This window comes from Arthrobacter sp. SE2 (genome assembly GCF_058244265.1).
In genome coordinates this window covers 197,297-216,918 of the sequence record NZ_JBZAYA010000006.1, presented here as the reverse complement: position 1 = coordinate 216,918, position 19,622 = coordinate 197,297, and the positions used below count along the sequence as shown (strand labels likewise).

25 protein-coding genes are annotated in these 19,622 nt (G+C 63.5%); 11 read left to right on the top strand and 14 right to left on the bottom strand.

Annotated elements, in window-relative coordinates:
- The first annotated feature begins 192 nt into the window (after nucleotides 1–192).
- From AC4CS3_RS10980 to AC4CS3_RS10965, 4 genes are read left to right on the top strand one after another with little or no spacing between them, the layout of a single operon-like run.
- Nucleotides 193–1,131 (top strand): ABC transporter ATP-binding protein, encoded by a 939-nt coding sequence (locus AC4CS3_RS10980; protein WP_490783491.1) that lies wholly within the window; start codon nucleotides 193–195, stop codon nucleotides 1,129–1,131.
- Nucleotides 1,128–2,237 (top strand): ABC transporter permease, encoded by a 1,110-nt coding sequence (locus AC4CS3_RS10975; protein WP_490783490.1) that lies wholly within the window; start codon nucleotides 1,128–1,130, stop codon nucleotides 2,235–2,237. Before AC4CS3_RS10980 ends, AC4CS3_RS10975 begins: the two co-directional genes overlap by 4 nt.
- Nucleotides 2,237–3,337: an ABC transporter permease gene (locus AC4CS3_RS10970; protein WP_490783489.1), complete on the top strand. Its 1,101-nt coding sequence runs from the start codon at nucleotides 2,237–2,239 to the stop codon at nucleotides 3,335–3,337. Before AC4CS3_RS10975 ends, AC4CS3_RS10970 begins: the two co-directional genes overlap by 1 nt.
- Nucleotides 3,338–3,383: 46 nt before the next feature.
- The gene (locus AC4CS3_RS10965; protein ID WP_490783488.1) at nucleotides 3,384–4,286 is read left to right on the top strand and encodes a pyridoxal-phosphate dependent enzyme; all 903 of its coding nucleotides are present in this window, start codon (nucleotides 3,384–3,386) and stop codon (nucleotides 4,284–4,286) included.
- Nucleotides 4,287–4,300: 14 nt separating this feature from the next.
- Here AC4CS3_RS10965 and AC4CS3_RS10960 read toward each other — a convergent pair whose 3' ends face one another.
- Complete coding sequence (locus AC4CS3_RS10960; RefSeq protein WP_490783487.1) at nucleotides 4,301–5,227, bottom strand: LysR family transcriptional regulator; 927 nt, start codon at nucleotides 5,225–5,227, stop codon at nucleotides 4,301–4,303.
- Between the two features lie 146 nt (nucleotides 5,228–5,373).
- Here AC4CS3_RS10960 and AC4CS3_RS10955 point away from each other — a divergent pair, with 146 nt between their 5' ends.
- Both AC4CS3_RS10955 and AC4CS3_RS10950 read left to right on the top strand, forming a co-directional pair.
- The gene (locus AC4CS3_RS10955; protein WP_490783486.1) at nucleotides 5,374–5,814 is read left to right on the top strand and encodes a VOC family protein; all 441 of its coding nucleotides are present in this window, start codon (nucleotides 5,374–5,376) and stop codon (nucleotides 5,812–5,814) included.
- A 39-nt stretch (nucleotides 5,815–5,853) separates the two neighbouring features.
- Complete coding sequence (locus AC4CS3_RS10950) at nucleotides 5,854–6,153, top strand: muconolactone Delta-isomerase family protein (RefSeq protein WP_441414458.1); 300 nt, start codon at nucleotides 5,854–5,856, stop codon at nucleotides 6,151–6,153.
- Between the two features lie 58 nt (nucleotides 6,154–6,211).
- On the opposite strand, the gene AC4CS3_RS10945 is transcribed toward AC4CS3_RS10950, so the two are convergent.
- The 3 genes from AC4CS3_RS10945 to AC4CS3_RS10935 all read right to left on the bottom strand — a co-directional run bounded on the left by AC4CS3_RS10945 (nucleotide 6,212) and on the right by AC4CS3_RS10935 (nucleotide 9,856).
- Complete coding sequence (locus AC4CS3_RS10945) at nucleotides 6,212–6,478, bottom strand: GlsB/YeaQ/YmgE family stress response membrane protein (RefSeq protein ID WP_490783485.1); 267 nt, start codon at nucleotides 6,476–6,478, stop codon at nucleotides 6,212–6,214.
- A 109-nt stretch (nucleotides 6,479–6,587) separates the two neighbouring features.
- The gene (gene glgX / locus AC4CS3_RS10940; protein ID WP_490783484.1) at nucleotides 6,588–8,855 is read right to left on the bottom strand and encodes a glycogen debranching protein GlgX; all 2,268 of its coding nucleotides are present in this window, start codon (nucleotides 8,853–8,855) and stop codon (nucleotides 6,588–6,590) included.
- Between the two features lie 101 nt (nucleotides 8,856–8,956).
- On the bottom strand, nucleotides 8,957–9,856 hold the full coding sequence (locus tag AC4CS3_RS10935) for a diacylglycerol/lipid kinase family protein (RefSeq protein WP_490783483.1): 900 nt from the start codon (nucleotides 9,854–9,856) through the stop codon (nucleotides 8,957–8,959).
- 319 nt (nucleotides 9,857–10,175) lie between these two features.
- Here AC4CS3_RS10935 and AC4CS3_RS10930 point away from each other — a divergent pair, with 319 nt between their 5' ends.
- Nucleotides 10,176–11,081 carry a transglycosylase domain-containing protein gene (locus tag AC4CS3_RS10930; protein ID WP_490783482.1) on the top strand — a complete coding sequence of 302 codons (906 nt, stop codon included), beginning with the start codon at nucleotides 10,176–10,178 and terminating at the stop codon, nucleotides 11,079–11,081.
- Between the two features lie 34 nt (nucleotides 11,082–11,115).
- On the opposite strand, the gene AC4CS3_RS10925 is transcribed toward AC4CS3_RS10930, so the two are convergent.
- From AC4CS3_RS10925 to AC4CS3_RS10915, 3 genes are read right to left on the bottom strand one after another with little or no spacing between them, the layout of a single operon-like run.
- The gene (locus tag AC4CS3_RS10925) at nucleotides 11,116–11,754 is read right to left on the bottom strand and encodes a hypothetical protein (RefSeq protein ID WP_490783481.1); all 639 of its coding nucleotides are present in this window, start codon (nucleotides 11,752–11,754) and stop codon (nucleotides 11,116–11,118) included.
- 43 nt (nucleotides 11,755–11,797) lie between these two features.
- Nucleotides 11,798–12,829 carry an aldo/keto reductase gene (locus AC4CS3_RS10920; RefSeq protein ID WP_490783480.1) on the bottom strand — a complete coding sequence of 344 codons (1,032 nt, stop codon included), beginning with the start codon at nucleotides 12,827–12,829 and terminating at the stop codon, nucleotides 11,798–11,800.
- A gap of 8 nt (nucleotides 12,830–12,837) precedes the next feature.
- A complete protein-coding gene (locus AC4CS3_RS10915; protein ID WP_490783479.1) occupies nucleotides 12,838–13,710 on the bottom strand; it encodes an NAD-dependent epimerase/dehydratase family protein in 873 nt (290 codons plus the stop codon).
- Between the two features lie 336 nt (nucleotides 13,711–14,046).
- Between AC4CS3_RS10915 and AC4CS3_RS10910 the strand changes: the two genes are divergently transcribed.
- From AC4CS3_RS10910 to arfB, 3 genes are read left to right on the top strand one after another with little or no spacing between them, the layout of a single operon-like run.
- Nucleotides 14,047–14,346 (top strand): hypothetical protein, encoded by a 300-nt coding sequence (locus AC4CS3_RS10910; RefSeq protein ID WP_441414466.1) that lies wholly within the window; start codon nucleotides 14,047–14,049, stop codon nucleotides 14,344–14,346.
- 45 nt (nucleotides 14,347–14,391) lie between these two features.
- The gene (locus tag AC4CS3_RS10905) at nucleotides 14,392–14,976 is read left to right on the top strand and encodes an HhH-GPD-type base excision DNA repair protein (RefSeq protein WP_078105204.1); all 585 of its coding nucleotides are present in this window, start codon (nucleotides 14,392–14,394) and stop codon (nucleotides 14,974–14,976) included.
- Between the two features lie 50 nt (nucleotides 14,977–15,026).
- Nucleotides 15,027–15,449: an alternative ribosome rescue aminoacyl-tRNA hydrolase ArfB gene (gene arfB / locus AC4CS3_RS10900; protein ID WP_490783478.1), complete on the top strand. Its 423-nt coding sequence runs from the start codon at nucleotides 15,027–15,029 to the stop codon at nucleotides 15,447–15,449.
- 5 nt (nucleotides 15,450–15,454) lie between these two features.
- Here the strand turns inward: arfB and AC4CS3_RS10895 are convergent, their stop codons facing one another.
- The 5 genes from AC4CS3_RS10895 to trxA all read right to left on the bottom strand — a co-directional run bounded on the left by AC4CS3_RS10895 (nucleotide 15,455) and on the right by trxA (nucleotide 17,621).
- On the bottom strand, nucleotides 15,455–15,850 hold the full coding sequence (locus AC4CS3_RS10895) for a carboxypeptidase-like regulatory domain-containing protein (RefSeq protein ID WP_490783477.1): 396 nt from the start codon (nucleotides 15,848–15,850) through the stop codon (nucleotides 15,455–15,457).
- An 8-nt stretch (nucleotides 15,851–15,858) separates the two neighbouring features.
- On the bottom strand, nucleotides 15,859–16,329 hold the full coding sequence (locus AC4CS3_RS10890; RefSeq protein ID WP_490783476.1) for a cupin domain-containing protein: 471 nt from the start codon (nucleotides 16,327–16,329) through the stop codon (nucleotides 15,859–15,861).
- A gap of 94 nt (nucleotides 16,330–16,423) precedes the next feature.
- Nucleotides 16,424–16,792, bottom strand: coding sequence for a hypothetical protein (locus AC4CS3_RS10885; protein WP_490783475.1), 369 nt, complete (start codon nucleotides 16,790–16,792; stop codon nucleotides 16,424–16,426).
- 46 nt (nucleotides 16,793–16,838) lie between these two features.
- On the bottom strand, nucleotides 16,839–17,228 hold the full coding sequence (locus AC4CS3_RS10880; protein WP_490783547.1) for a heavy metal-responsive transcriptional regulator: 390 nt from the start codon (nucleotides 17,226–17,228) through the stop codon (nucleotides 16,839–16,841).
- A 66-nt stretch (nucleotides 17,229–17,294) separates the two neighbouring features.
- Nucleotides 17,295–17,621: a thioredoxin gene (trxA, locus tag AC4CS3_RS10875; RefSeq protein ID WP_490783474.1), complete on the bottom strand. Its 327-nt coding sequence runs from the start codon at nucleotides 17,619–17,621 to the stop codon at nucleotides 17,295–17,297.
- Nucleotides 17,622–18,032: 411 nt separating this feature from the next.
- Between trxA and AC4CS3_RS10870 the strand changes: the two genes are divergently transcribed.
- On the top strand, nucleotides 18,033–18,593 hold the full coding sequence (locus AC4CS3_RS10870; protein ID WP_490783548.1) for a hypothetical protein: 561 nt from the start codon (nucleotides 18,033–18,035) through the stop codon (nucleotides 18,591–18,593).
- Here AC4CS3_RS10870 and AC4CS3_RS10865 read toward each other — a convergent pair.
- Nucleotides 18,509–18,883, bottom strand: coding sequence for an NAD-dependent epimerase/dehydratase family protein (locus tag AC4CS3_RS10865; RefSeq protein ID WP_490783473.1), 375 nt, complete (start codon nucleotides 18,881–18,883; stop codon nucleotides 18,509–18,511). The two genes, AC4CS3_RS10870 and AC4CS3_RS10865, sit on opposite strands and share 85 nt — an antisense overlap.
- Nucleotides 18,884–18,923: 40 nt before the next feature.
- Nucleotides 18,924–19,559 (bottom strand): dihydrofolate reductase family protein, encoded by a 636-nt coding sequence (locus AC4CS3_RS10860; protein ID WP_490783472.1) that lies wholly within the window; start codon nucleotides 19,557–19,559, stop codon nucleotides 18,924–18,926.
- Nucleotides 19,560–19,622: the final 63 nt, after the last annotated feature.

Sequence of the window (19,622 nt, the reverse complement as noted above, 5' to 3'; positions counted from 1 at the left end):
CTTAACTTCCTCGCAGGCCCGTGATGGGTGCGTCGGGATTCTGCACGCTCCTTGTCACTACTTCGATGAGTCAGCGAGACCGCTTGTATTTTGTTCGGCACCGCCCCATCATGGAGCCGTGACGCCGCCAAATGAGTCTGCGCATCGGATCGCGACCGCGTTCCTGCTCCCGCTGTCCGGGGAGGAAAAGGCATGACTGAAACGGCCATTGAGCTCATAGGCGTGACAAAGCGATTCGGTTCCCTCACCGCCGTCGACGACCTCAGCCTGCAGGTTGAACGCGGGGAGATTTTCGGCCTTCTCGGGCCCAACGGCTCCGGCAAAACGACCACCATCGACATGATCAGCGGCCTCAGCCGCCCAAGCTCCGGCGCGGTCAGGGTCCTGGGCATCGACCTGCTGAAGGATCCGCGCAGGATCCGGCGCTCGCTCGGGACGGTACCGCAGGAGAACGCGCTTTACGAGGAACTCACGGCCGATGCCAACCTCCGGTTTCATGCCGACCTCTTCGACGTGCCCAAGCATGGTCTCGATAGGAAGATCACCTCGCTACTTGAGCTTGCGCAGTTGGTGGAACGCCGGAAGAGCCGCGTTTCCACCTTCTCCGGTGGCATGAAACGACGCCTCGCCCTGGTCCGGGCACTCCTCCACGAACCCGAACTGCTCTACTTCGACGAACCGACCCTCGGAGTCGACGTGCAAAGCAGGCATGCCCTCTGGGACAGGATCCTCGAACTCAAGGAACACGGCACCACCGTACTCCTCACCAGCAACTACCTTGAGGAAGCCAACGTCTTGTGCGATCGCTTGGCCATCATCGACCGCGGACGGCTGGTGGCGCTCGATTCGCCATCCAAGCTGCGGCGCAGCTTCGGTGACACGGTGCTTGAAATGCGCACACATCCTGCTCCCGGCGAGGACATCGTTCGGAGGGTCCTTGCGCTCCCCGGGGTTGTCTCGGCAGTTGCTTCCGACGGCTCGCTGAAGGTCACTGTGGAGGGTGGTGCCGACGTCACCGGCAAAGTGGTGACCGCCGTCGTCGGATCCATGAGCCTGGAGGAAATCCAGAGCCGCGAACCGAGCCTCGACGAGGTCTTCCTGAGCCTGACGGGCAAGGAGCTCCGGGAATGAGCCTCCGCCATGACCTGCGTGTGGTCCGGGCCGTGGCGGCGACGGACATCCGGCTCACCCTCCGGGAGCCGTTGTTCGCGATCATCGGCGTCCTGATCCCGATCAACTTTTTGCTTCTCTTCCTGCTCTTCGCGATCAGCGGCGGCCAAGCACCGATCGCGGTCGTGATGAATGATCACGGACCGCTGGCGGAACGTTTCGTCCAGGCCATGGACGGCGCGCATTCGTTCATCATCCACACCGCAACGCCGTCCGATGCAGAACGGGAGATCCGCTCCGGCAGCATTGTCGCCGTCGTGACCGTCCCACAAGAGTTCGACGCCGCCCTCGCCGCCGGAGCGCGAATCGAGATTCCGGTGGAAGTCAACAACTTGAACGTCGACTTCACGAACGACATCCGTAGGGCGGTGCCCCTGTCCATCACGTCCTTCTACGCGGACGCCTTCCCCGATCAGGTGGTGGTGACAGCCCGCGAATCCGACGTCCAAGCCCAGGACACGGGCTACATTCCGTATCTCGCCGTGAGCATCATGGTTGCCGGCCTGATGCTCGCGTCCCAACTGCAAGGCAGCGTCAATACCGCGCGGGACTACGAACTCGGGACCATCAAGGAACTCGCGCTGGCGCCTGTGAGCCGTTTGACCATCGGGGTGGGCAAGGTCCTGGGAGCCGCAGTCCTCGCGGCGGCGTCCGCGCTGCTGCTACTCGCCGTCGTGGTCCTTTTTATCGGGGTCCATCCGCTCCATCCCTTCGAGGTGTTGGGCTTCGGACTCCTGATTCTGGCGGCGTTCCTCGCCCGCGGTGTCCTGGTCGGGACTCTGGTCCGCCGGAGGCAACAGGCAATCCCCTTATCCATCGCGGCCGTCCTTCCCCTGTTCTTCTTGAGCGGACCGTTCGGGCCGGCGAACTGGCTGGGCGCCATCCCTGGAGGGATCGCCGCGATATCGCCTCTCACGTATGCGATCGCCGCCTTCCAGCACGCCTTCCACGGTTACCAGACGGCCCCGCAAGGCCTGGCTGTGGACGCCATCGTGCTGGCAGCCTTCAGCTTGGCGGCCATCGGGTGCACGGCCTTCGTGTTCGGCCGGCGGGGGGCGAGGCACTGATGGCCGCCGGCCGTGCGGTGCTCGCCATCGCGGCGAAAGACATCCTGACCTGGTTCCGGACGCCGTCGGCGATTCTGGCCAGCCTGCTGCCGCCTGTCGCGTTCCTGCTGATCATCTTCGTGGTGGCCGGGGCGGTCGGCCGGAACCCGGTCGCACTGGTGGTTGAGGACAGCGGGCCGCAGGCGCAGCGACTCGTCTCGATCCTTGAGGGATCGGACGCGTTCCGCGTCCAACGGGCCGACCCCGTTGAAGCCACCCACCTCCTGGACACGCTCCAAGTCGCGGCGGTCATTACCGTACCCGCCACGTTCGACGACGACTACCGGGCACAGCGGCCCGACCCCGTCAGCGTGCGGATCAACAACCTGAACCTCGACTTCACGAACGATCTGCGCCGTTCAGTTCCGGCTGCCATTACCAACTTTTATGCCGGCCAGCCGGACACGCCGATCATGGTCGGCGTGGCCGAATCGGACCTGAGGCCGCACGACGTCGGTCTGGTCCAGTTTCAGCTCGTGCCGATCCTCGTGCTCCTACTCACGATCATGGGGATCGTCAATGGCGGGTTGGCCGCCGCCCGCGAGTTCGAAGACCTGACCATCAAGGCGCTGTTGCTCTCGCCGATCGGGCGCGGGTCGGTGATCGCCGGCAAGATCCTGGCGTGCTGGGTAACAACCATGCTCGTGGCGGCGATTGTCCTTGTCTTGTCGTTCGCCTTTGGGGTCCTCCGGCCTGCCGGCTGGTATTGGTTGCCGGCGCTGGCCGCGATTGGACTGATCGCGCTAGCGGCCGCTGGGCTCGGCACGGCTTTGGGTGGTGCGCTGCGGCGCTTCTCAGCCGTTGCCGGGGCCGGCATCAACCTTTCGATCTACCTGTTTTTCCTCAGCGGAGGAATCAGTGTTGCGGCGTTCTTGCCGGATTGGATCCAGGCCATTGCGCACTTCACACCGACGTTTTACGGGGTGGATGCCTTGGAGGCCGCGATCTTCTACCAGTCGACCGACAATCTGGGCCGGGACCTCGCGGTGCTGCTAGCGACGGCCGCGGTCGGGCTCGCTTTGGGAACGGTGTCCCTTCGGCGGCGGCTCGTCGCCGACTAGCTTTCGCCGTCCGCCCGTTCCCGCGACCTTTGAGACGAAGCTAAGGATGGAAAAGAAGATGCAATTCTTTATACGGCCGACCCCGGTAGAAGCGGTACCCCGGCTAGCTGCGCCCCTCGGCATCCCACGAGATCGGTTGGTCTTCAAACGCGATGACCTGATGGGCCTTGCGGGCGGTGGCAACAAGGTGCGTAAGCTCGAAATCATGATGGCGGACGCTGTAAAGCACGGTGCGCGCGTCATCGTCACCACTGGCGCTCAGCAAAGCAATCACGCGCGGCTCACGGCTGCCGCGGGAGCTCGCCTTGGAATGCACGTGATACTCGTACTTGCGGGAGCACGCCCGGAAAAACTCACTGGCAACCTTCTGCTCGATCAAATCCTGGGCGCTGAGCTTGTATTCGCCGGGACCTCGGAAACTGAAAGCATCGCCGCAGAATTAGCGAGCGAACGGGACGCGTTTCGGATACCTTTCGGCGGAACGAACGCACGCAGCGCGGAGGCGTATCGGCAAGCGGGAATGGAGCTGCTCGAGCAGGTACCTGATCTGGGGAGCGTCACCGTGGCAGTAGGCTCCGGCGGGACGATGGCTGGCCTGGTCGCAGCCATCGGAGCGGAGCGCGTATTCGGTGTTGACTCTGGAGCGCTCAAAGATGCGCGAGCCGCCGTCGCACGCCTCATCGACGAGATGGGCTTTGCCAGCGGCGCGCTTCGCATTGATGAAGAGCAGGTCGGCGCCGGATACGAATACCTCACAGAGGCGGCACGAGAAGCGATTCATCTGACCGCTCGGATGGAAGGCATTATCCTCGATCCGACATATACCGGGCGCGCCATGGCCGGCTTAATCAGCGCAGCACGCCACCATCGTCTACCGGAAGGCACAGCAGTGTTTCTCCATACAGGCGGGCTGCCAGGTCTTTTCGGCAACGACCAAATCCAGTCCTAGGGGTGCGAAACCCATCACGCTTGCTTTCCAATGGTTGGGGGCCAGTGGGTTTCGGTCGGCGGTATTCGCCACCCAGCCGCCGAGGCACCGTCGATCAACGTTCGGATCGCGCTCGTGACCATAGGCCGCGTGTCATCCGCGCGGTGCAGCAGATCCCAAGCCCACAGCGGTACCGGGGACGTGACAGGCCGACGGGTCAACGTGGGTGGCATCGGCGCGGCATGACGTTTGGGCGACTGGAGCACTGGGCGCCTCAAACGGGCCACGTGCTCGAAGAACGCGGGTCCGGTTATGCCACCGTCGTCGATTTGTGTGACGGACGCGCCACTGGCCTGCGCGAAGGCCAAGGCGTAGCGGTTCCACGAGTCCCAGGACGCCTCGTCGACATCGACGAGGACCGTGAGTTCGGCTGCTGGCACACTGTCGTGACGAGCCGCGTGGTGCGTGCCTGGCATGACCGCTTGCAGTCGCTCGTACTCTAAAAGCTCGGCGGCCAGGCCCTGCCGCACAACGTCGGCCTCCTCAATCCACGCGATGGCGAGATCGAGGCTGCCTTCGGCCACCCGCGCTGCCTGAGTGTGTGATGGCAGGACCCACTCGTCGAGACGGATCCGAAGGTTGGGCATTGTCGCGATCCCTGGGGGAAGCCAACTGACATAGCCCAGCCGCAACGGCAATTGTCGGTCGCCGTTGCGAGCCCGATCGAACGCTCGTGCGGCAGCGGCCAAGACCTCCCGGGCATCAGTCAGGAACTCGCTGCCGGCGGGCGTCAGCTCGACGTGCCTGCGATCACGGATGAGGAGCCGAGTCCCGAGCTCGCGCTCGAGGTTGATGATCTGCTGGGAGAGCGACGGCCCGGCAATGTGAAGCCGCTCTGCGGCTCGACCGAAATGCAGCTCCTCGGCGACAGCGACGAAGTAGGTGAGCTGCCGGAGTTCCACGGGTTGATTGTACGCCGGGATGACCGGTGAGAGGCGGGGCCTACCAGTGTTCGGATACAAGTCGTGGACCGCAGACGGGCACTCGGGTTGACTCAAAGAAAGGGCACCCGCCCGGCAACCAACAAACACCGAAAGGACAGATAGCCATGAGTGCAAGCATCCCGATGAACCTCGAGGTCCAGGTCATCGCGGTATCGGACCCGGACCGATCCAAGAAGTTTTACGAACAACTGGCTTGGCGCCTCGACGAGGACGCCGCCCCGATGGAGGGGTTGCGCATTGTCCAGTTCACCCCGCCGGGCTCGGGAACCTCGGTCGACTTCGGCATAGGTCTCAACCCGGCCAAGCCGGGCTCAGCCGTGAACACACTCGTCGTGTCCGACATTGAAGCTGCCCACCACGAACTCGTCGGGCGTGACATCAAGGTGACTGACATCTGGCACGGTCCGCCGTTCCCCGTTGAGGCGCGACAGCCCGGCGTCGACCCCGAACGCACCAGTTACGCGTCCTTCTGCTCCTTCGAAGACCCCGACGGCAATCTGTGGATCGTCCAGGAAGTCACCGATCGCCTCCCAGGCCGCATCTAACAACAGGCCGCATCTGACAACAAGAAAGAAAGCAGTCCCATGGAATTCCTCACCACGCTCACCACGAACGTCCCGCATGGAACGCCAGAATCGACGGTCGACGCTACCAAGGATCGCGAGGCTATCCGCGCTGCCGAACTGGCGCAGATGGGCCACCTCCTGCGATTGTGGAGGCCGCCCACGGAGCCGGGCGAGTGGCGCACTCTCGGCCTCTGGAGCGCCAACACGGAGGCCGATCTCAAGGAGATCCTGGCCTCGCTCCCGTTGCATGTGTGGATGACTGTGAAGATCACGCCGCTGAATCCACACCCGAACGATCCCGTGGCGGCGAAGGCCTGACCAGCATCGCGGGTACGGACGATAGAAGGGCGTACTCCACAGGTCCCTGCCTCCGTGACTAGACCCTGCTTCGACGTCCTCTGACTACGCCGAAGATCAGAAGCACGATGATGGCTCCCAGGATGGACAGCAGCCAGGTCCTCAGATCGAAGAAGTCTCCCAGTCCACCACCGAAGGCGAGAGAACCGATCCAACCACCAAGAAACGCTCCGACAACTCCCAGAAGAAGGGTAAGCAGCAAGCCGCCGCCTTGCCTTCCAGGAAGAATGGCCTTCGCGATGGCGCCCGCGATCAGGCCGAGCAGAATAAAAGCGAGAAATCCCATGGTGCATCTCCTTTGCAAACGAAGACCAGCGCCAGTCCGGCGCTTCGCCTCTGAGTCAATCAGCATGCTTACTGACAGGCAAGGCCCCGATCAAGAAATAGCCGACCCTTCACGGAGTGTTCCGCTTGCTTGGCCGCCGCGCTGCCGCCGGCTTCTTCGTCTTTTTCGGCTCGGGAACGGTAGGTGACGTGAGCGCCGCTGTCTCGGCGGTCGCCGTCTGCGTCAGCGCTGCGAGCGACGCGGCCACCGAGTGATCGGCTACCTCCTCGGGAGTGCTGTGCGCGCGAAGCACCACGAGGGACTTCGCGGCGAGAGAGACAATGCCGTCTGCTCCGACGGGTTTGGAGTCAGCGCCTACGCCGGCTGTATCGATGAGGATGTCCCAGGCCGGTGCGTACTCATCCGAAGGCAGCCTGAACTTGACCTCGTCGTCGTGGGCGTTGAAGTAGAGCAGGAAGTTGACGTCCGTGATGCGCCGGCCCTGGTTGTCCCTGCCGTGGATGCCGTCACCGTTCAGGAACACGCCCACCGAACGGCCGAAACCGTTGTCCCAGTCCTCGGGCTGCATGAGGGCTCCCTCCGGGTCGAGCCAGACGATGTCCGGAAGAGGTTCTCCCTCGCCCCTGTGCACGGGCCGGCCGTCGAAGAATCGGCTGCGCCGGAAAGTGGGATGCTTGGCACGCAAAGCACTGACCGCGGCCGTGAACTCCACCAGCGGCTGGTCCACGCCGTCCCAGTTGATCCAGGTCAGCTCGGAGTCCTGGCAGTAGCCGTTGTTGTTGCCCCGTTGCGTCCGGCCGAGCTCGTCACCGTGCAGCAGCATCGGGACTCCCTGGGACAGGAGCATGGAGGCGATGAAGTTCCGCTGCTGGCGGGCACGAAGGCCCAGGACCTTCGGGTCCTCCGTGGGCCCCTCGACGCCGCAGTTCCAGGAACGGTTGTGGGATTCGCCGTCGTTGTTGCCCTCGCCGTTGGCCTCGTTGTGCTTCTCGTTATAGGACACCAGGTCGGCCAAGGTGAAGCCGTCGTGGGCCGTGACGAAGTTGATGGAAGCCACCGGGCGGCGCCCGGAGTGCTCGTAAAGGTCCGCCGAACCGGTCAACCGGGAGGCGAACTCACCGAGGGTGGAGGGCTCGCCCCGCCAGAAGTCGCGGACCGTGTCCCGGTACTGGCCGTTCCATTCCGTCCATTGCGGCGGGAAGTTGCCCACCTGGTAGCCGCCGGGACCGACGTCCCACGGCTCGGCGATCAGCTTGACCTGCGAAACCACCGGATCCTGCTGGATCAGTTCGAAGAACGTCGACAGCTTATCCACCTCATAGAACTCCCGGGCCAACGTGGAAGCCAGATCGAAACGGAAACCGTCCACATGCATCTCCGTGACCCAGTACCGCAGGGAATCCATCAGCAACTGCAACGAATGCGGCTGGCGGACGTTCAAGGAGTTACCGGTACCGGTGTAATCCATGTAGTGCTTCTCATCACCGTCCACCAGCCGGTAGTACGCGGAGTTGTCGATGCCCTTGAACGACAGCGTCGGGCCCAGGTGGTTGCCCTCGGCCGTGTGGTTGTACACGACGTCAAGAATGACCTCGATACCGGCCCGGTGGAGCGAACGGACCATGGCCTTGAAATCCTGGACCTGCTGGCCGGTGTCCCCCGCGGAGCTGTAGCTGTTGTGCGGGGCGAAGAACCCGATCGTGTTGTAGCCCCAGTAATTGTTCAGCCCCCTGTCCTCGAGAGTGCCGTCATTGACGAACTGATGGACCGGCATGAGTTCGATGGCCGTGATGCCGAGCTTCTGCAGATGGGAGATGACCGACGGGTGTGCGACGCCGGCGTAGGTGCCGCGCTGCTCTTCCGGAACCTCCGGGTGGAGCTGGGTCAGGCCCTTGACGTGCGCCTCATAGATCACGGACCGGTGGTACGCGATCCGCGGGAGATGGTCGCCGTCCCAGTCGAAGAACGGGTTGATGACCACGCCCATCATCATGTGGGGCGCAGAGTCCTTGTCGTTGCGGGAGTCCGGATCCCCCATGTCGTAAGAAAACAGAGCGGGATCCCAGTCGATCTGGCCATGTACTGCTTTCGCGTAAGGGTCCAGGAGGAGCTTGTTGGGATTGAAGCGCTGACCGGCGGCAGGGTCATACGGACCGTGCACACGGTAGCCATACTTCTGTCCCGGCTGCACCTGCGGCAAGTAACAGTGCCACACATAACCATCGACTTCCACGACATCGACTTTGGTTTCGGAGCCGTCCTCCTGAAACAGGCAAAGCTCGACTTTTTCGGCCCTCTCGCTGAACAAGGCGAAGTTGGTTCCGGTTCCGTCGAAGGTAGCGCCAAGGGGATACGCCGATCCGGGCCAGATTTCCATTCGTACTCCTATTATGTTGTCCATCCCGGCAAGTACTAAGCTTGCTGACTATATCCCAGATCGCTCCACCACGAGATTCATTGCACGGTGCGGTGCCTTGTTTATCCCAGGGTGGAGAGGGCCGCCGGGGCGCACTCGATCCTGACCGGCATGTCCGCGTCAACGGATTTCACTTCACCGTCAATCTGGTACGTCAGGGGCTTGAGGGTGGTGAACGAGTAGCTGCTCACACTGGGCTGGTCCCCCAGGCCCGTCGTAGCGGCCCGCAGCGCCGTCAAGAGCACCCGCCACTTCGGCATGTGGGCAAAGCGGACCACTTCGAATTTGCCGTCAGCAAGCTTGTCGTCCGCGTCGCTGAGCGTGGCGTACTTTGCCATCTCCGGAATATTCGCGAGCACAAGGCTGTCCAAGCGGCGTCGCACACCGTCGGCCTGACGTATTTCGAAGGGCTCAAACTTCGAGAAGGTCCGCACCACGGAGACTATTTCCTTCAGGGCCCCCTTGCCGCCCTTTTCCAAGTCCATCGCCACCACCGGCGTCAGCCCGAAACCGACATAGGAGTGCGCGTACTCCCCGGGCGAATCCGCTTCCCCGCCTGCGTGCACACGCAGCAAATCGATGCTCCGCACCCGGCCCGCGGCGATCGCTTCCCCCAGCGGCTGAGTGCCGGTGCTCCGCCGGTGATCATTGGCATTGCCCGCCCCCAGCACCGCACACACGGCCCGGGGATTGCCTCCCTGCATCACACCGTTGACCACCTCGTTGTAACCGCCGTCACCACTAACGGAAACCACCAGCACGTCCCCGCCGCCGCTCACAGCATCCCGTGCCAGCTCCACTGCATGACCGGCATGGCTGGTCGGCTGGAGCCTGATGTCCACCGGGTAGCTAAGAAGACCCTCCAGCTCGCCGAGAAGACCCTCCGCCAGCCTGCGCGCATCCCCCGTGCTGTTCGGATTGAAAATAATGACAATCGATTCAAAGGTCCGTGCAGAAGTCATTGCCGCTCCGATATTTGCTCGTGATGACTTCGGTAAGTGTACTTACAATCTTCCCCCGCACCCTAAGGGATGGGGACCGGACTACTTGGCTGAACGGAACAACCAGCAAGGCCCGGTAGACTTTCGTGCCATCCTCTACCCCTCCCGGGGGTAACCGCGCGGGACGAGAAGTGAAGGCAGACCGATGGACAACCCATCACCACCGACCTCCCCTCGGCGTCCGCAGCCCGGGCGCCGCCCTTCAGCGGGCCGCGCGGAACCGGCGCGTGCAAAAGTCATCAGCTACCCGGTGCCTGTCCCTTCCGAGCCAGAGAGAGCTATGCAAGACGGGTCGGCGCGGCCCTCGACGGAGGCGGATCCGACCCTGCAGCCGGTTCCCAAAGACGCCAAAAAGGCCAAGCGATCCAAACGGAAGTGGCGCCGCAAACTCCTCCTGGCGCTGATCGCCCCGCTCGTTCTGCTACAAATTATTGCCTTCATGTTCAGCATGGGCGTGACCCCGACCCGTACCGCTTACATGCTGGAGGCGGGCGAGCCGAACGTCTACCAGTTCGTCTCGATCAACCACATGAGCCGGCACTTGCTGGCCGCGACCATCGCTCATGAAGACGAACAGCTCGGCACACGCAGCGGGGCCTTCGACCTCGGAGACCTCCAGGCGAGGGCACAGGCCTATCTCCAGGGAAAGCCCGACCCGAGCGGTTCCACCATCCCCCAGCAGCTGGTCAAGAACATTTTCCTCTGGGATGACCAAAACGCCGTGCGCAAGGGCATTGAAGCCGTCCTGGCAACCCAGTTCAGCTACACGTTGAGCCCTCAGCGGACCTTGGAGCTCTATCTGAACTATGCCCAGTTCGGTCCCCATCTGTACGGCGTCTGTGCTGCCAGTTGGTACTACTTCGGAACACCGCCGTGGAATATGACCGATTACCAGTCGGCGCAGCTGATGGGCGTCCTCCCACTGCCGGATCTGGTCAAAAGGGACCCCAACGGAGGCATCTACCTTGGCACGGGCGTCGACCCCGCCGTGTGGAACCTTGTGAATGGGGCTGCAAACGTTTGGGTCCCCCGGCAGCTCGTTGGCCTGGGCGGATGGCAGGGGGCTGTCGCGACAATCGGCATCACGGACACCTCCGACAGCCATGCCGACCAGCGCTCCGACAACGACGCATGCTCCACCATGCCCCAAAGCGTCAGGGACCGCATCCAGAGCGAAGCCGGCTAGGACCGCCGGGACACGTCCGGCGTCGTACCCTGACTCAGCCGCGTGGCGCCGGCAAGTCCAGGTTCCAGTGGCGCGAGACCATCAGCAGCCAATCGACGTCGTCGTCGTGCCCCGCGGGTCCCGGGGTGATGAAGAACCGGGAGACAACGCGCTGCGAGCCTTCAGCGTCTCCGTAGAGCACGTCGACGGCGAAGCCCTCGCCGGCCGCGCCCGTAGTTGCGTTGCGGAAGTCGGCCGACTCCGGGTCCCGGATCGCGACCTGGCAGAATCCGGCGTCGTTGGCCGGGACGTAGATGTCCCGGGTCAGCCGGTGGAACTCCTCCACCGGTGACAACGGAGCCCTGGAGTCCGGTGGAAGGTGCCAACCGTGCAGGATCGCCACTCCCGCACCGGCGTTGCGCACAGACATCAACAGGTACACGGCGTTGTCGCTGATCTCGAGGGCAGCGTGGCCACCGCGCACCACCATCCACTTGCCTTCCATGAACCGCACCTTCTGCGGGGCGTCAGACCAGTTGGAGGGCAGCAGGATGGGGCGCAATCCATTGAGCAGGGCGCGCTCGGCCAGCCGTGCCGACCGGTTGGCCGAGCGCGTGGAAATGAACGTCGCGACGGCAAGAACGGTCGTACCGAGAGCGGTGCCGAGGTTGGAGATCAGGACCCAGTCGACCATAAGCCACATTCAACGCCTGTCCCGCCTCGTGGGCAATGGAAGCCTATCTTCCACCCTCGATCTTCCGGCTGCGCTGGTTCTGCGCCATCGGACCGTACGGGTAGACGCCCACGCGCGGTTGGCTGGCCTGCGTGAGCCGGTCGGTTTCCTCGGGGCTGAGTTCCAGGTCTGCAGCAGCCAGGTTGTCTGCTAGCTGTTCGGCTGTGCGGGCGCCGAGGATCACGGAGGTCACGGCAGGCCGGTCCGCCAACCAGGCCAGTGCAACCTGGGAGGCGCTGACGCCATGGTCCGCTGCGATCTTTTCCACTGTTCCGATGACGTCCCAAGTTCGGGGGTCGTTGTTGCGGGCCTGCCACGCCTCCATGCCGCGCTCCGGGTTTTCACCGAGACGGGTCGCACCGGTGGGCGGCACGTCGCGCTTGTACTTGCCAGAGAGCCAACCGCCCCCCAAGGGAGACCACGGCAGCAGCCCGATTCCAGCATCCAGCGAGGCCGGAACGATCTCCGATTCGATCTCACGGACCAGCAGGCTGTACTGCGGCTGCAAGGTCACCGGTGCGCTCCAGCCAAAGGCCTTGGCGACGTGGACGGCCTTGGTCAATTGCCAACCCAGAAAGTTGGAAAAACCGTAGTACGCGATCTTGCCGCTGCTGACGGAGTCGTGCAAGAAGCGCAGCGTCTCCTCCAACGGTGTGATGGGGTCCCACGCGTGCATTTGGTAGAGGTCGATCTGCTCCACGCCCAGGCGGCGCAGCGAGTCGTCCAACGCCCGCGTGAGGTGGCGTCGGGAGGTGCCGACGTCGTTCGGCGCCGTCCCCATGGGGAAGCGGCCCTTGGTGGCCAGCACCACGCGGTCCCGCGCATCGGGCCGTTCGGCCAGCCAACGGCCGATGATCTCTTCCGATACACCGGCGCTGTAAACGTCGGCGGTGTCAATGAAGTTGCCGCCGGCCGCGACGTAGCTGTCCAGGATGGCGTGGGACGTTTCCTCGGTAGCCTCGGCCCCGAAGGTCATGGTTCCGAGCGCGTAGTTGGAAACCACTGCGCCGCTGTTGCCCAGAGTGCGGTATTGCATGCTGTTCCTCAATCCTCGACGGGGGTGGTGCGGTTCGAATGGTAGGTGCGCCAAGTGTGTTCAGGCTCAAAGCCCAGGAGTCGCCTGGCCTTGTCGATGGAAAGCATAGTCTCGTGCTCTTCCAGATCCTTGGTCACCTTCACGTCGGGGAACACCTCCGCAGCCAGACTGGCACTGGACCGGCTCATGACCGTGTCCGCGTTTGCGATGATGAATGCTTCGAACCCCGGCTTGCCGTTTTCAAGGGCCCGGGCCACAGCCTGTGCCCCGTCGCGGCCATCGATGTAAGCCCAAAGGTTCCACTTGCGCAGCTTGGCGTCGGAGTCGAAGGACGGAAACCGTTCGTAGTCTTCCGCGTCCATGACGTTGGAGAACCGCAGCCCCACGATGCTCAGCTCGGGGTCCCAGCGCGTCAACTCGATGGCCATCTGCTCTTCCAAATGCTTCACGAGCGAATAGGTGCTTTCCGGCCGCGCCGGGTATTCCTCATCCACCGGGATGTACGGAGGGTCGACGTCGAACGGCAGTCCCAGGACCGTTTCACTTGAGGCGTAGACAACCTTCTTGATGCCGGCCCGGCGGGCCGCCTGAAAGACGTTGTATGTCGAAAGCATGTTGTTCTCGAACGTCGCCACATCCGGGACGATGCCGGGGGCTGGAATGGCCCCCAGATGCACGACGGCGTCGAAGCCACTATGCCGGTCGTCGAGCCCCAGGAACACATCCAGCACCTGGCCATAGTCACGCAGGTCGACGATCGCCAGACCGGGGCTCCGCACGCCCGCGCGGTCCAGGTTCAACACCTGGTGCCCGTCCCCGCTGAGCCGGCGCACTACATGCCGGCCCAGTTTTCCACTTCCACCCGTCACTGCAATTCTCATCGGTACTCCCTCGATATAACTCGGCGGTCTTGACTCGACACTAGGGCACAAGCCAGCTCTGGCGCGTGGCCCTCCCGGTCCTAGGACAGCCAGACACCCGCTCCCGCGTAATTTCCTCCGCGGATGCAACTCGCCGACACGGCGAACTTTTTCGGCATTTCAACTTGTGCCCGAGCCGCCGATCATCCACACTGGCTACAGATCCGCAGGAAAATCCTTCCGCCGATCAAGCCCGCCGGACTCTACGGCCAGCAACCGCCCCCATCACAGAATGCCGGGCAGCCCCTCTCGAACCACCGCCTTCCGCCTCCCCGGGCGCACCCGGCCCGGAAGCCCGTGACCGCTGAGAGCCCGGTACTTCCCACCGAGAAAGAGCCCACGATGATCAAACGCCACTCGGACGTCGTCCTGGAAATCACCGCCCACGACCCTGACACCATCGAGAACGACCTGAACACCGCCGTCGAAATCGCCCGCGAACACGCCGGCAAGGAGCGACGTCACGGGATCCTCGTTACGCAGCACGGATTCACCAGGTACACCGTCGCAATCAGCCGGGACGTGCCCTATGGGCAGACACTCGAACGGCGCGAGTTGCCGGGGAGCTCACAGACGAAGACGGAATCAGACTGCTGAGTCGGCCACCATGACGCGAATCAAAGCAGGTGGGAGGATGGGCGCATGGAACTGCACATTACCGGCGACCCCGCCGCCGACCAACTGCTCAGCGATGACGCGTTCGCACTTCTCATCGGCATGCTGCTAGACCAACAGGTGACCATGGAATCTGCGTTTGCCGGACCCGAAAAGATCCGGACGCGCATCGGATCCATGTCCCCTGCCGCAATCGCCGAATATGACCCGGCGGGCTTCGTCGAGGTCTTCAAGGAGCGTCCGTCCGTCCACCGTTTCCCCGGCTCGATGGCCGGCCGCGTCCAGGATCTCGCCGCGACCGTTCAGCGCGATTGGAATGGAGACGCAACCGCCATCTGGACCCAGGACAACCCAGACGGCCAGGAGGTGCTCCGCAGGTTGAAGGAATTGCCCGGCTTCGGAGAGCAAAAGGCAAAAATCTTCCTCGCACTGCTCGGGAAGCAGCGCGGACTCCAGGCACAAGGTTGGCGCGAGGCTGCCGGCGCCTACGGCCAGGAGAGCGCTTTTCTTTCTGTCGCCGACATTGTGGATCCGGAGTCGCTGAGAAAAGTTCGCGCCAACAAGCAGGCTGCCAAGGCCGCCATCAAAGCGGCGAAGGCCTCCGGAAGCTGAGAAGCACGCGACGGGCTTTGTTCCCGCCGATATCGTGAAACGCTTGCAGCATGGATCTCGAAGTGTCGCCTGCGCTCACGATTCCGACGTCGGAACTCGGCTGGCGGTTCTCCCGCTCGTCAGGACCGGGCGGTCAACACGTCAACACCTCGGACAGCCGCGTTGAACTGTCATGGAATGTCGCCGAGTCCGCAGCGCTTTCCGATGACCAACGGCTTCTGCTGGTCACGCGTCTTGGACCCCGCCTCATCGCCGGGGTGATCACCGTGACTGCCTCCGAGCAGCGGTCCCAGTTGCGGAATCGCGAAATCGCACTGGCCAAGCTCTCGCGCCTCGTGGCGGAGGGTCTTGCCCCCGAAGCGGCTGCCCGCCGGGCGAGCAAACCCACCCGGAGCTCGAAGCGCCGGCACCGGGTCGCAAAGGAACACCGGGCGGCGACGAAACAACAACGAAAACGACCGTCTGCCGAGTAGCTCGCTTAGCGAATCCCGCTGTCGACAACCAGCGTGACATGAACGGGGGTCTCCGAGATGACCACGGGCTGGGTCGCCGTCGAATGGTAACCGCCGATGTTGCTCGCCTTGATCACGTAACGACCGTCAGGCAGCGTGAGATGGAAGGCACCGGTGCCGTCGGTCCGTGTCGCGCCCCGGACAGCTTCCCCGTCCAAGGCGACAACCGCGGCCCCTGAGACGGGGCGCGGCGGACACTCCTGACCGACACGTTCGACGGGACATACCGGGGCGGTCAGGACGACGCCGGTGACAACACCGGTATGACCCGCGTCCGGACCTCCCGGACCGGCGCATCCGCACAACCACAGGGCCGCGGCCAGCAGCGTCACGAGGAATCGCTTCACTTCACTCACCAACATGTGTCGATTCAGGGAGCCGGATGAATGGGATCGATCCACTGGACTACTTCCGGGGGTTCAGCGGACTCGATATCCAGGTTAACGACTATTGGATCCTGCCCGCTGCGTACAAGTACACAACTGAGAACCTCGGTCTTGCTCGCGTTGATCTCCTGATGGGGTGCGAACGGCGGAACAAAAATGAAGTCGCCCGGACCGGCCTCTGCGACAAACTCCAGGCTGTCTCCCCATCGCATGCGTGCCAGGCCGCTGACAACGTAGATGACGCTTTCCAGTTCTCCGTGATGGTGAGGCCCGGTTTTGGCATTGGCATCAATAGTGACCGTGCCTGCCCACAGTTTGCTGGCCCCCGCCCGGGCAAGTGTGATTGCCGCCGCCCTTGCCATGCCAGGGGTCTGCGGCGTATTCGGATCGAGCTGCGAACCTGGAATGATTTTGACTCCTTGGTCGCGCCAATTCGGCTGTGGCTCAGGGCTCATTTCTTCCCTCCGCAAAGCAGTGGCCGCGCCCCCTGGGACAATCATAGGCGCGTCAGGTCCACCCAGCCTTGCCGGCTTTCGCTCGAGCCAGGCCTCAAGAACAGGTTCTCAGGAAGCCCGTGGCACCAGCACGTTCGTGGAAGGTCACCGTGTGGCCGCTGTCGTCATGGAAGACCGCTCTCTGTCCCTCGACAGTCATGATGCCGGGCTGGTAGGGGTTGCCCCAGCCTGTCGGAGGATTGCCGTGGCCGTCGTCCAGCGGTTCGTCGGCAACAAAGAAGGAGCCCTGCACCTGTGCCTCGTAGATGCCACAGTGGGTGAATAGAGCAAAAGGGACGCCCGAATCAGCGGATGTCGTCGAACTTGCCGGGACGCTGTTTTGCGGCGCTGCCGGCAGCGCACATCCGGTCAGCACTGCCAGCGCCGCTGCAGCGGCGATGCCTCGGCCGCATCGAGTTGCCATGGGCCAAGCCTCCCTCTCATAGGAACTGCTGATTCTGGCGCAGTCTTCAGATGTAGCTGCAGATCCGGGCGGCGTCGCATGCCTCCGGGTCCGCAGCAGCCGCGACGGCGTGGAAATCGGCGACGGTGGCGCGCAGCGCGACGAGTTCGGCGATTTGTGCGTCGAGGTCGGCCAACTGACCGGCTAGGAGGTTGCGCACATGGGTGCAAGGGGCGCGGCCCGCGTCCCGGAGAAGCAGGATTTCGCGGATCTGTGCCAAGGCCAGTCCTGCGGCGCGACCGCGGCGAATGAAGTCGAGCCTGTTGATGGTTTCGCCTGTGTAATCGCGATATCCGTTGCCGGAGCGTTTCGCAGCCGGCAACAGCCCATGCTCTTCGTAGAACCTCAAGGCCTTGCTCGTCATACCCGCCGCCTGGGCGGCTTCACCGATTCGCACCATGTACCCCGTCATCCCCCATTGACCTCCCACTGTAGGGGAAGGCGCCCATGGGGTGAAGCAGGACTAGCGCAAGTATTCAGCGAATTCCATTTCGAAGTACCGCTTCGCCCCGACGCCGATCACGGAGATTCTTCGTTCGCCGTCTTTGAACAAGAACACCGACGGAACAGAGCTAATCCCGAAGGCACCCGCGGTTTCGGGATTCTCATCGACATTGACTTTGACAACGTCGATTTTGTCGGCGTATTCGACCGCGAGCTGTTCCAGGACCGGGGTAAGCCTGGTGCAAGGTCCAGACCAAACCGCCCAGAATTCCACGACGACGGGTTTGGCCGACTTCAGCACTTCGGCGTCGAAGGACCCGTCAGTCACTTCTCTGGTTCTTGCCATGCCTTTCAACTCCTTGAGTTGCCGGATTTGTAGGGCCGGGGTATTCCCCGCCCCATCCCCCTTCGCGGCCGTGCGACTCACAGGGCCACCCTGTGTTCCACCCTCGCACCCTCCCCTAAGGGAAATGTCAAGGGGCAGAATCCTGTGATGGGTACGGTGGCCGGACTGGCGACTTGCGCGATAAGCCATCAAGCTAGGTAGGGGGGAACTGAGGGAAGGAACACTCCCTCCGCACAGGAAGGCCCCGCAATTCCTAGCCCGAAACGACCACTCACTCCATGGATCCGCACGTACCTCAAGGGCGGCGACGTAGGCAGCGCGAACGCCAAAGGCCTCGGCCCTCTCAAACCTGTCGAACCTGCCGCCCGGCGGGAGGGCAAGCCCCTCCTCGGGGAGGATCAGGTCTATGTAATGAAGAACGGCAAGGAGTACCACCCCGCGTGGTGCCACGTTGTGGCCGACAAATGGAGCAGCGCCCCGCGAGGGCTGCTTGTGACCCTCTTGGCCGACGTCGGCACACGGGCCAGGTGCCAGGAATGCGATCGCTCGTTGAAGACGGTCACGGAACCCTTAACCGGGAAACACGAAAAGCAACCCAGGCACGCCCGGCAGCCTGACACAGTAATACCTTTGCGAGTCGTCGGGTTCTCCCATGGCATCCTGTTCCTGGCGGCTGGGCCGAAATATCAGCATCTCCTCAAACAGACCGCGGTCGAGCCGGCCACCCCGCTGCTCGTCGATGGTTTGCGGCACGGAATGCTGCTGCGGGTGGACGCCTCCCGCCAGGAGCCACTCCTGGTTATCCAGATGGATCCCCGCGCCAAGTTCCGGAGCGGCGCTTATCAGGTGCGATTGCGTCTTCCGCTGCAGCGCTCGGCCACCAAACCCTATGCTGTGGACTCCATTGAGCCGGCGGCGCGGGCCAGGCACGCCGCACTGCACCCCCCGGTCGCTGGCGATTCGGGAAGTTGAGCCTGACCCGGTGGCGTCACCTCCGGACAGGTCCGGGAACGCGCTCTGCGAGGAACTGCGAGCCGGCGGGCCTTATCGCCGTCGCCCTTCTGCGTGCCCGCGCAGTGCACCACCGTCCGGATACCGCTCAAGGAGGCTTCGAGTCCGTCTCCGGTGTCGAGGTCACACCTCGCGAATTCGATGTCTTGCTCCGGTGGAGGTGCATGACGGCCCGCCACGCGCACCGCATGGCCCCCGTCCTGCAGGCGCGATGCCACGAGCCGCCGAAGGGTACCGGTCCCGCCTGTCACCAAAATCGTCGATTTCGTGACCGTTTCCCTTCGGATTGATTTATGCCGGGCCGTTGCCCGGCGGACCGCTGAGCACCGTCGGTATGTATTCGAGCAGCTGGAGTCGACCGTCGAAGGTCCTGTTCTCCACCATCTCAAGCGAGACGTCCGGATAGCCGTCGTAGATCCGCTCGCGCCCGGTGCTGCCCGTGATCACCGGGAAAACGACCACCCGGAATCTATCCACGAGTCCAGCGGTCAGCAACGACCGGCAGAGGCTCAGGCTCCCGAGGGTGCTCAACGGCCCGGTCCTGGTCCGTTTCATCTCCGCCACGGCCTGGACCGCGTCCCCCGTGACCAGCTCCGAGTTCGGCCACGTCAAGGGTGCCTGCAGCGTGGACGAAAAGACGACCTTCGGCACGGCAGCAAGGCCGGTCAGGGTGGCGCCCTCATCCTCGGAGAATCCCGAGCCAGCGGCCGCTGCTTCCTCCGACATCCTGGACATCAGCCGGTAGGTGTTCGCCCCGAGAAGGAAGGTGTAGCCCTTCTGCCCCTCCTGATCGAGCCACGCCAGGTATTCCGGCCCCTCCAGACCCCACCAGCCGGGCCATCCCACGGCCGAGGCGTACCCGTCCAAGGATATGATCAGGTCGACCATCAGGTCCGCCGAAGTCGCCTCCGCCGCTGTCTCGCCCATGACCGTCTCCTCGAGTTTGATCGATGTCAGTGGCTGCCTGGCCCTCGGCCAATGACAGCCGGG

Excerpts from the sequence above, each read along its gene's own strand:
- AC4CS3_RS10955 (WP_490783486.1), top strand. The coding sequence starts at position 5,374 with ATGAGTGCAAGCATCCCGATGAACCTCGAGGTCCAGGTCATCGCGGTA.
- AC4CS3_RS10965 (WP_490783488.1), top strand. The coding sequence starts at position 3,384 with ATGGAAAAGAAGATGCAATTCTTTATACGGCCGACCCCGGTAGAAGCG.
- AC4CS3_RS10890 (WP_490783476.1), bottom strand. The coding sequence starts at position 16,329 with ATGAGCCCTGAGCCACAGCCGAATTGGCGCGACCAAGGAGTCAAAATC.
- AC4CS3_RS10920 (WP_490783480.1), bottom strand. The coding sequence starts at position 12,829 with ATGCAATACCGCACTCTGGGCAACAGCGGCGCAGTGGTTTCCAACTAC.
- AC4CS3_RS10905 (WP_078105204.1), top strand. The coding sequence starts at position 14,392 with ATGGAACTGCACATTACCGGCGACCCCGCCGCCGACCAACTGCTCAGC.
- AC4CS3_RS10935 (WP_490783483.1), bottom strand. The coding sequence starts at position 9,856 with ATGACTTCTGCACGGACCTTTGAATCGATTGTCATTATTTTCAATCCG.
- AC4CS3_RS10930 (WP_490783482.1), top strand. The coding sequence starts at position 10,176 with ATGCAAGACGGGTCGGCGCGGCCCTCGACGGAGGCGGATCCGACCCTG.
- AC4CS3_RS10945 (WP_490783485.1), bottom strand. The coding sequence starts at position 6,478 with ATGGGATTTCTCGCTTTTATTCTGCTCGGCCTGATCGCGGGCGCCATC.
- AC4CS3_RS10870 (WP_490783548.1), top strand. The coding sequence starts at position 18,033 with ATGAAGAACGGCAAGGAGTACCACCCCGCGTGGTGCCACGTTGTGGCC.
- AC4CS3_RS10970 (WP_490783489.1), top strand. The coding sequence starts at position 2,237 with ATGGCCGCCGGCCGTGCGGTGCTCGCCATCGCGGCGAAAGACATCCTG.
- AC4CS3_RS10915 (WP_490783479.1), bottom strand. The coding sequence starts at position 13,710 with ATGAGAATTGCAGTGACGGGTGGAAGTGGAAAACTGGGCCGGCATGTA.
- AC4CS3_RS10950 (WP_441414458.1), top strand. The coding sequence starts at position 5,854 with ATGGAATTCCTCACCACGCTCACCACGAACGTCCCGCATGGAACGCCA.
- arfB (WP_490783478.1), top strand. The coding sequence starts at position 15,027 with ATGGATCTCGAAGTGTCGCCTGCGCTCACGATTCCGACGTCGGAACTC.
- AC4CS3_RS10895 (WP_490783477.1), bottom strand. The coding sequence starts at position 15,850 with ATGTTGGTGAGTGAAGTGAAGCGATTCCTCGTGACGCTGCTGGCCGCG.
- AC4CS3_RS10860 (WP_490783472.1), bottom strand. The coding sequence starts at position 19,559 with ATGGGCGAGACAGCGGCGGAGGCGACTTCGGCGGACCTGATGGTCGAC.
- trxA (WP_490783474.1), bottom strand. The coding sequence starts at position 17,621 with ATGGCAAGAACCAGAGAAGTGACTGACGGGTCCTTCGACGCCGAAGTG.
- AC4CS3_RS10980 (WP_490783491.1), top strand. The coding sequence starts at position 193 with ATGACTGAAACGGCCATTGAGCTCATAGGCGTGACAAAGCGATTCGGT.
- AC4CS3_RS10975 (WP_490783490.1), top strand. The coding sequence starts at position 1,128 with ATGAGCCTCCGCCATGACCTGCGTGTGGTCCGGGCCGTGGCGGCGACG.
- AC4CS3_RS10885 (WP_490783475.1), bottom strand. The coding sequence starts at position 16,792 with ATGGCAACTCGATGCGGCCGAGGCATCGCCGCTGCAGCGGCGCTGGCA.
- AC4CS3_RS10925 (WP_490783481.1), bottom strand. The coding sequence starts at position 11,754 with ATGGTCGACTGGGTCCTGATCTCCAACCTCGGCACCGCTCTCGGTACG.
- glgX (WP_490783484.1), bottom strand. The coding sequence starts at position 8,855 with ATGGAAATCTGGCCCGGATCGGCGTATCCCCTTGGCGCTACCTTCGAC.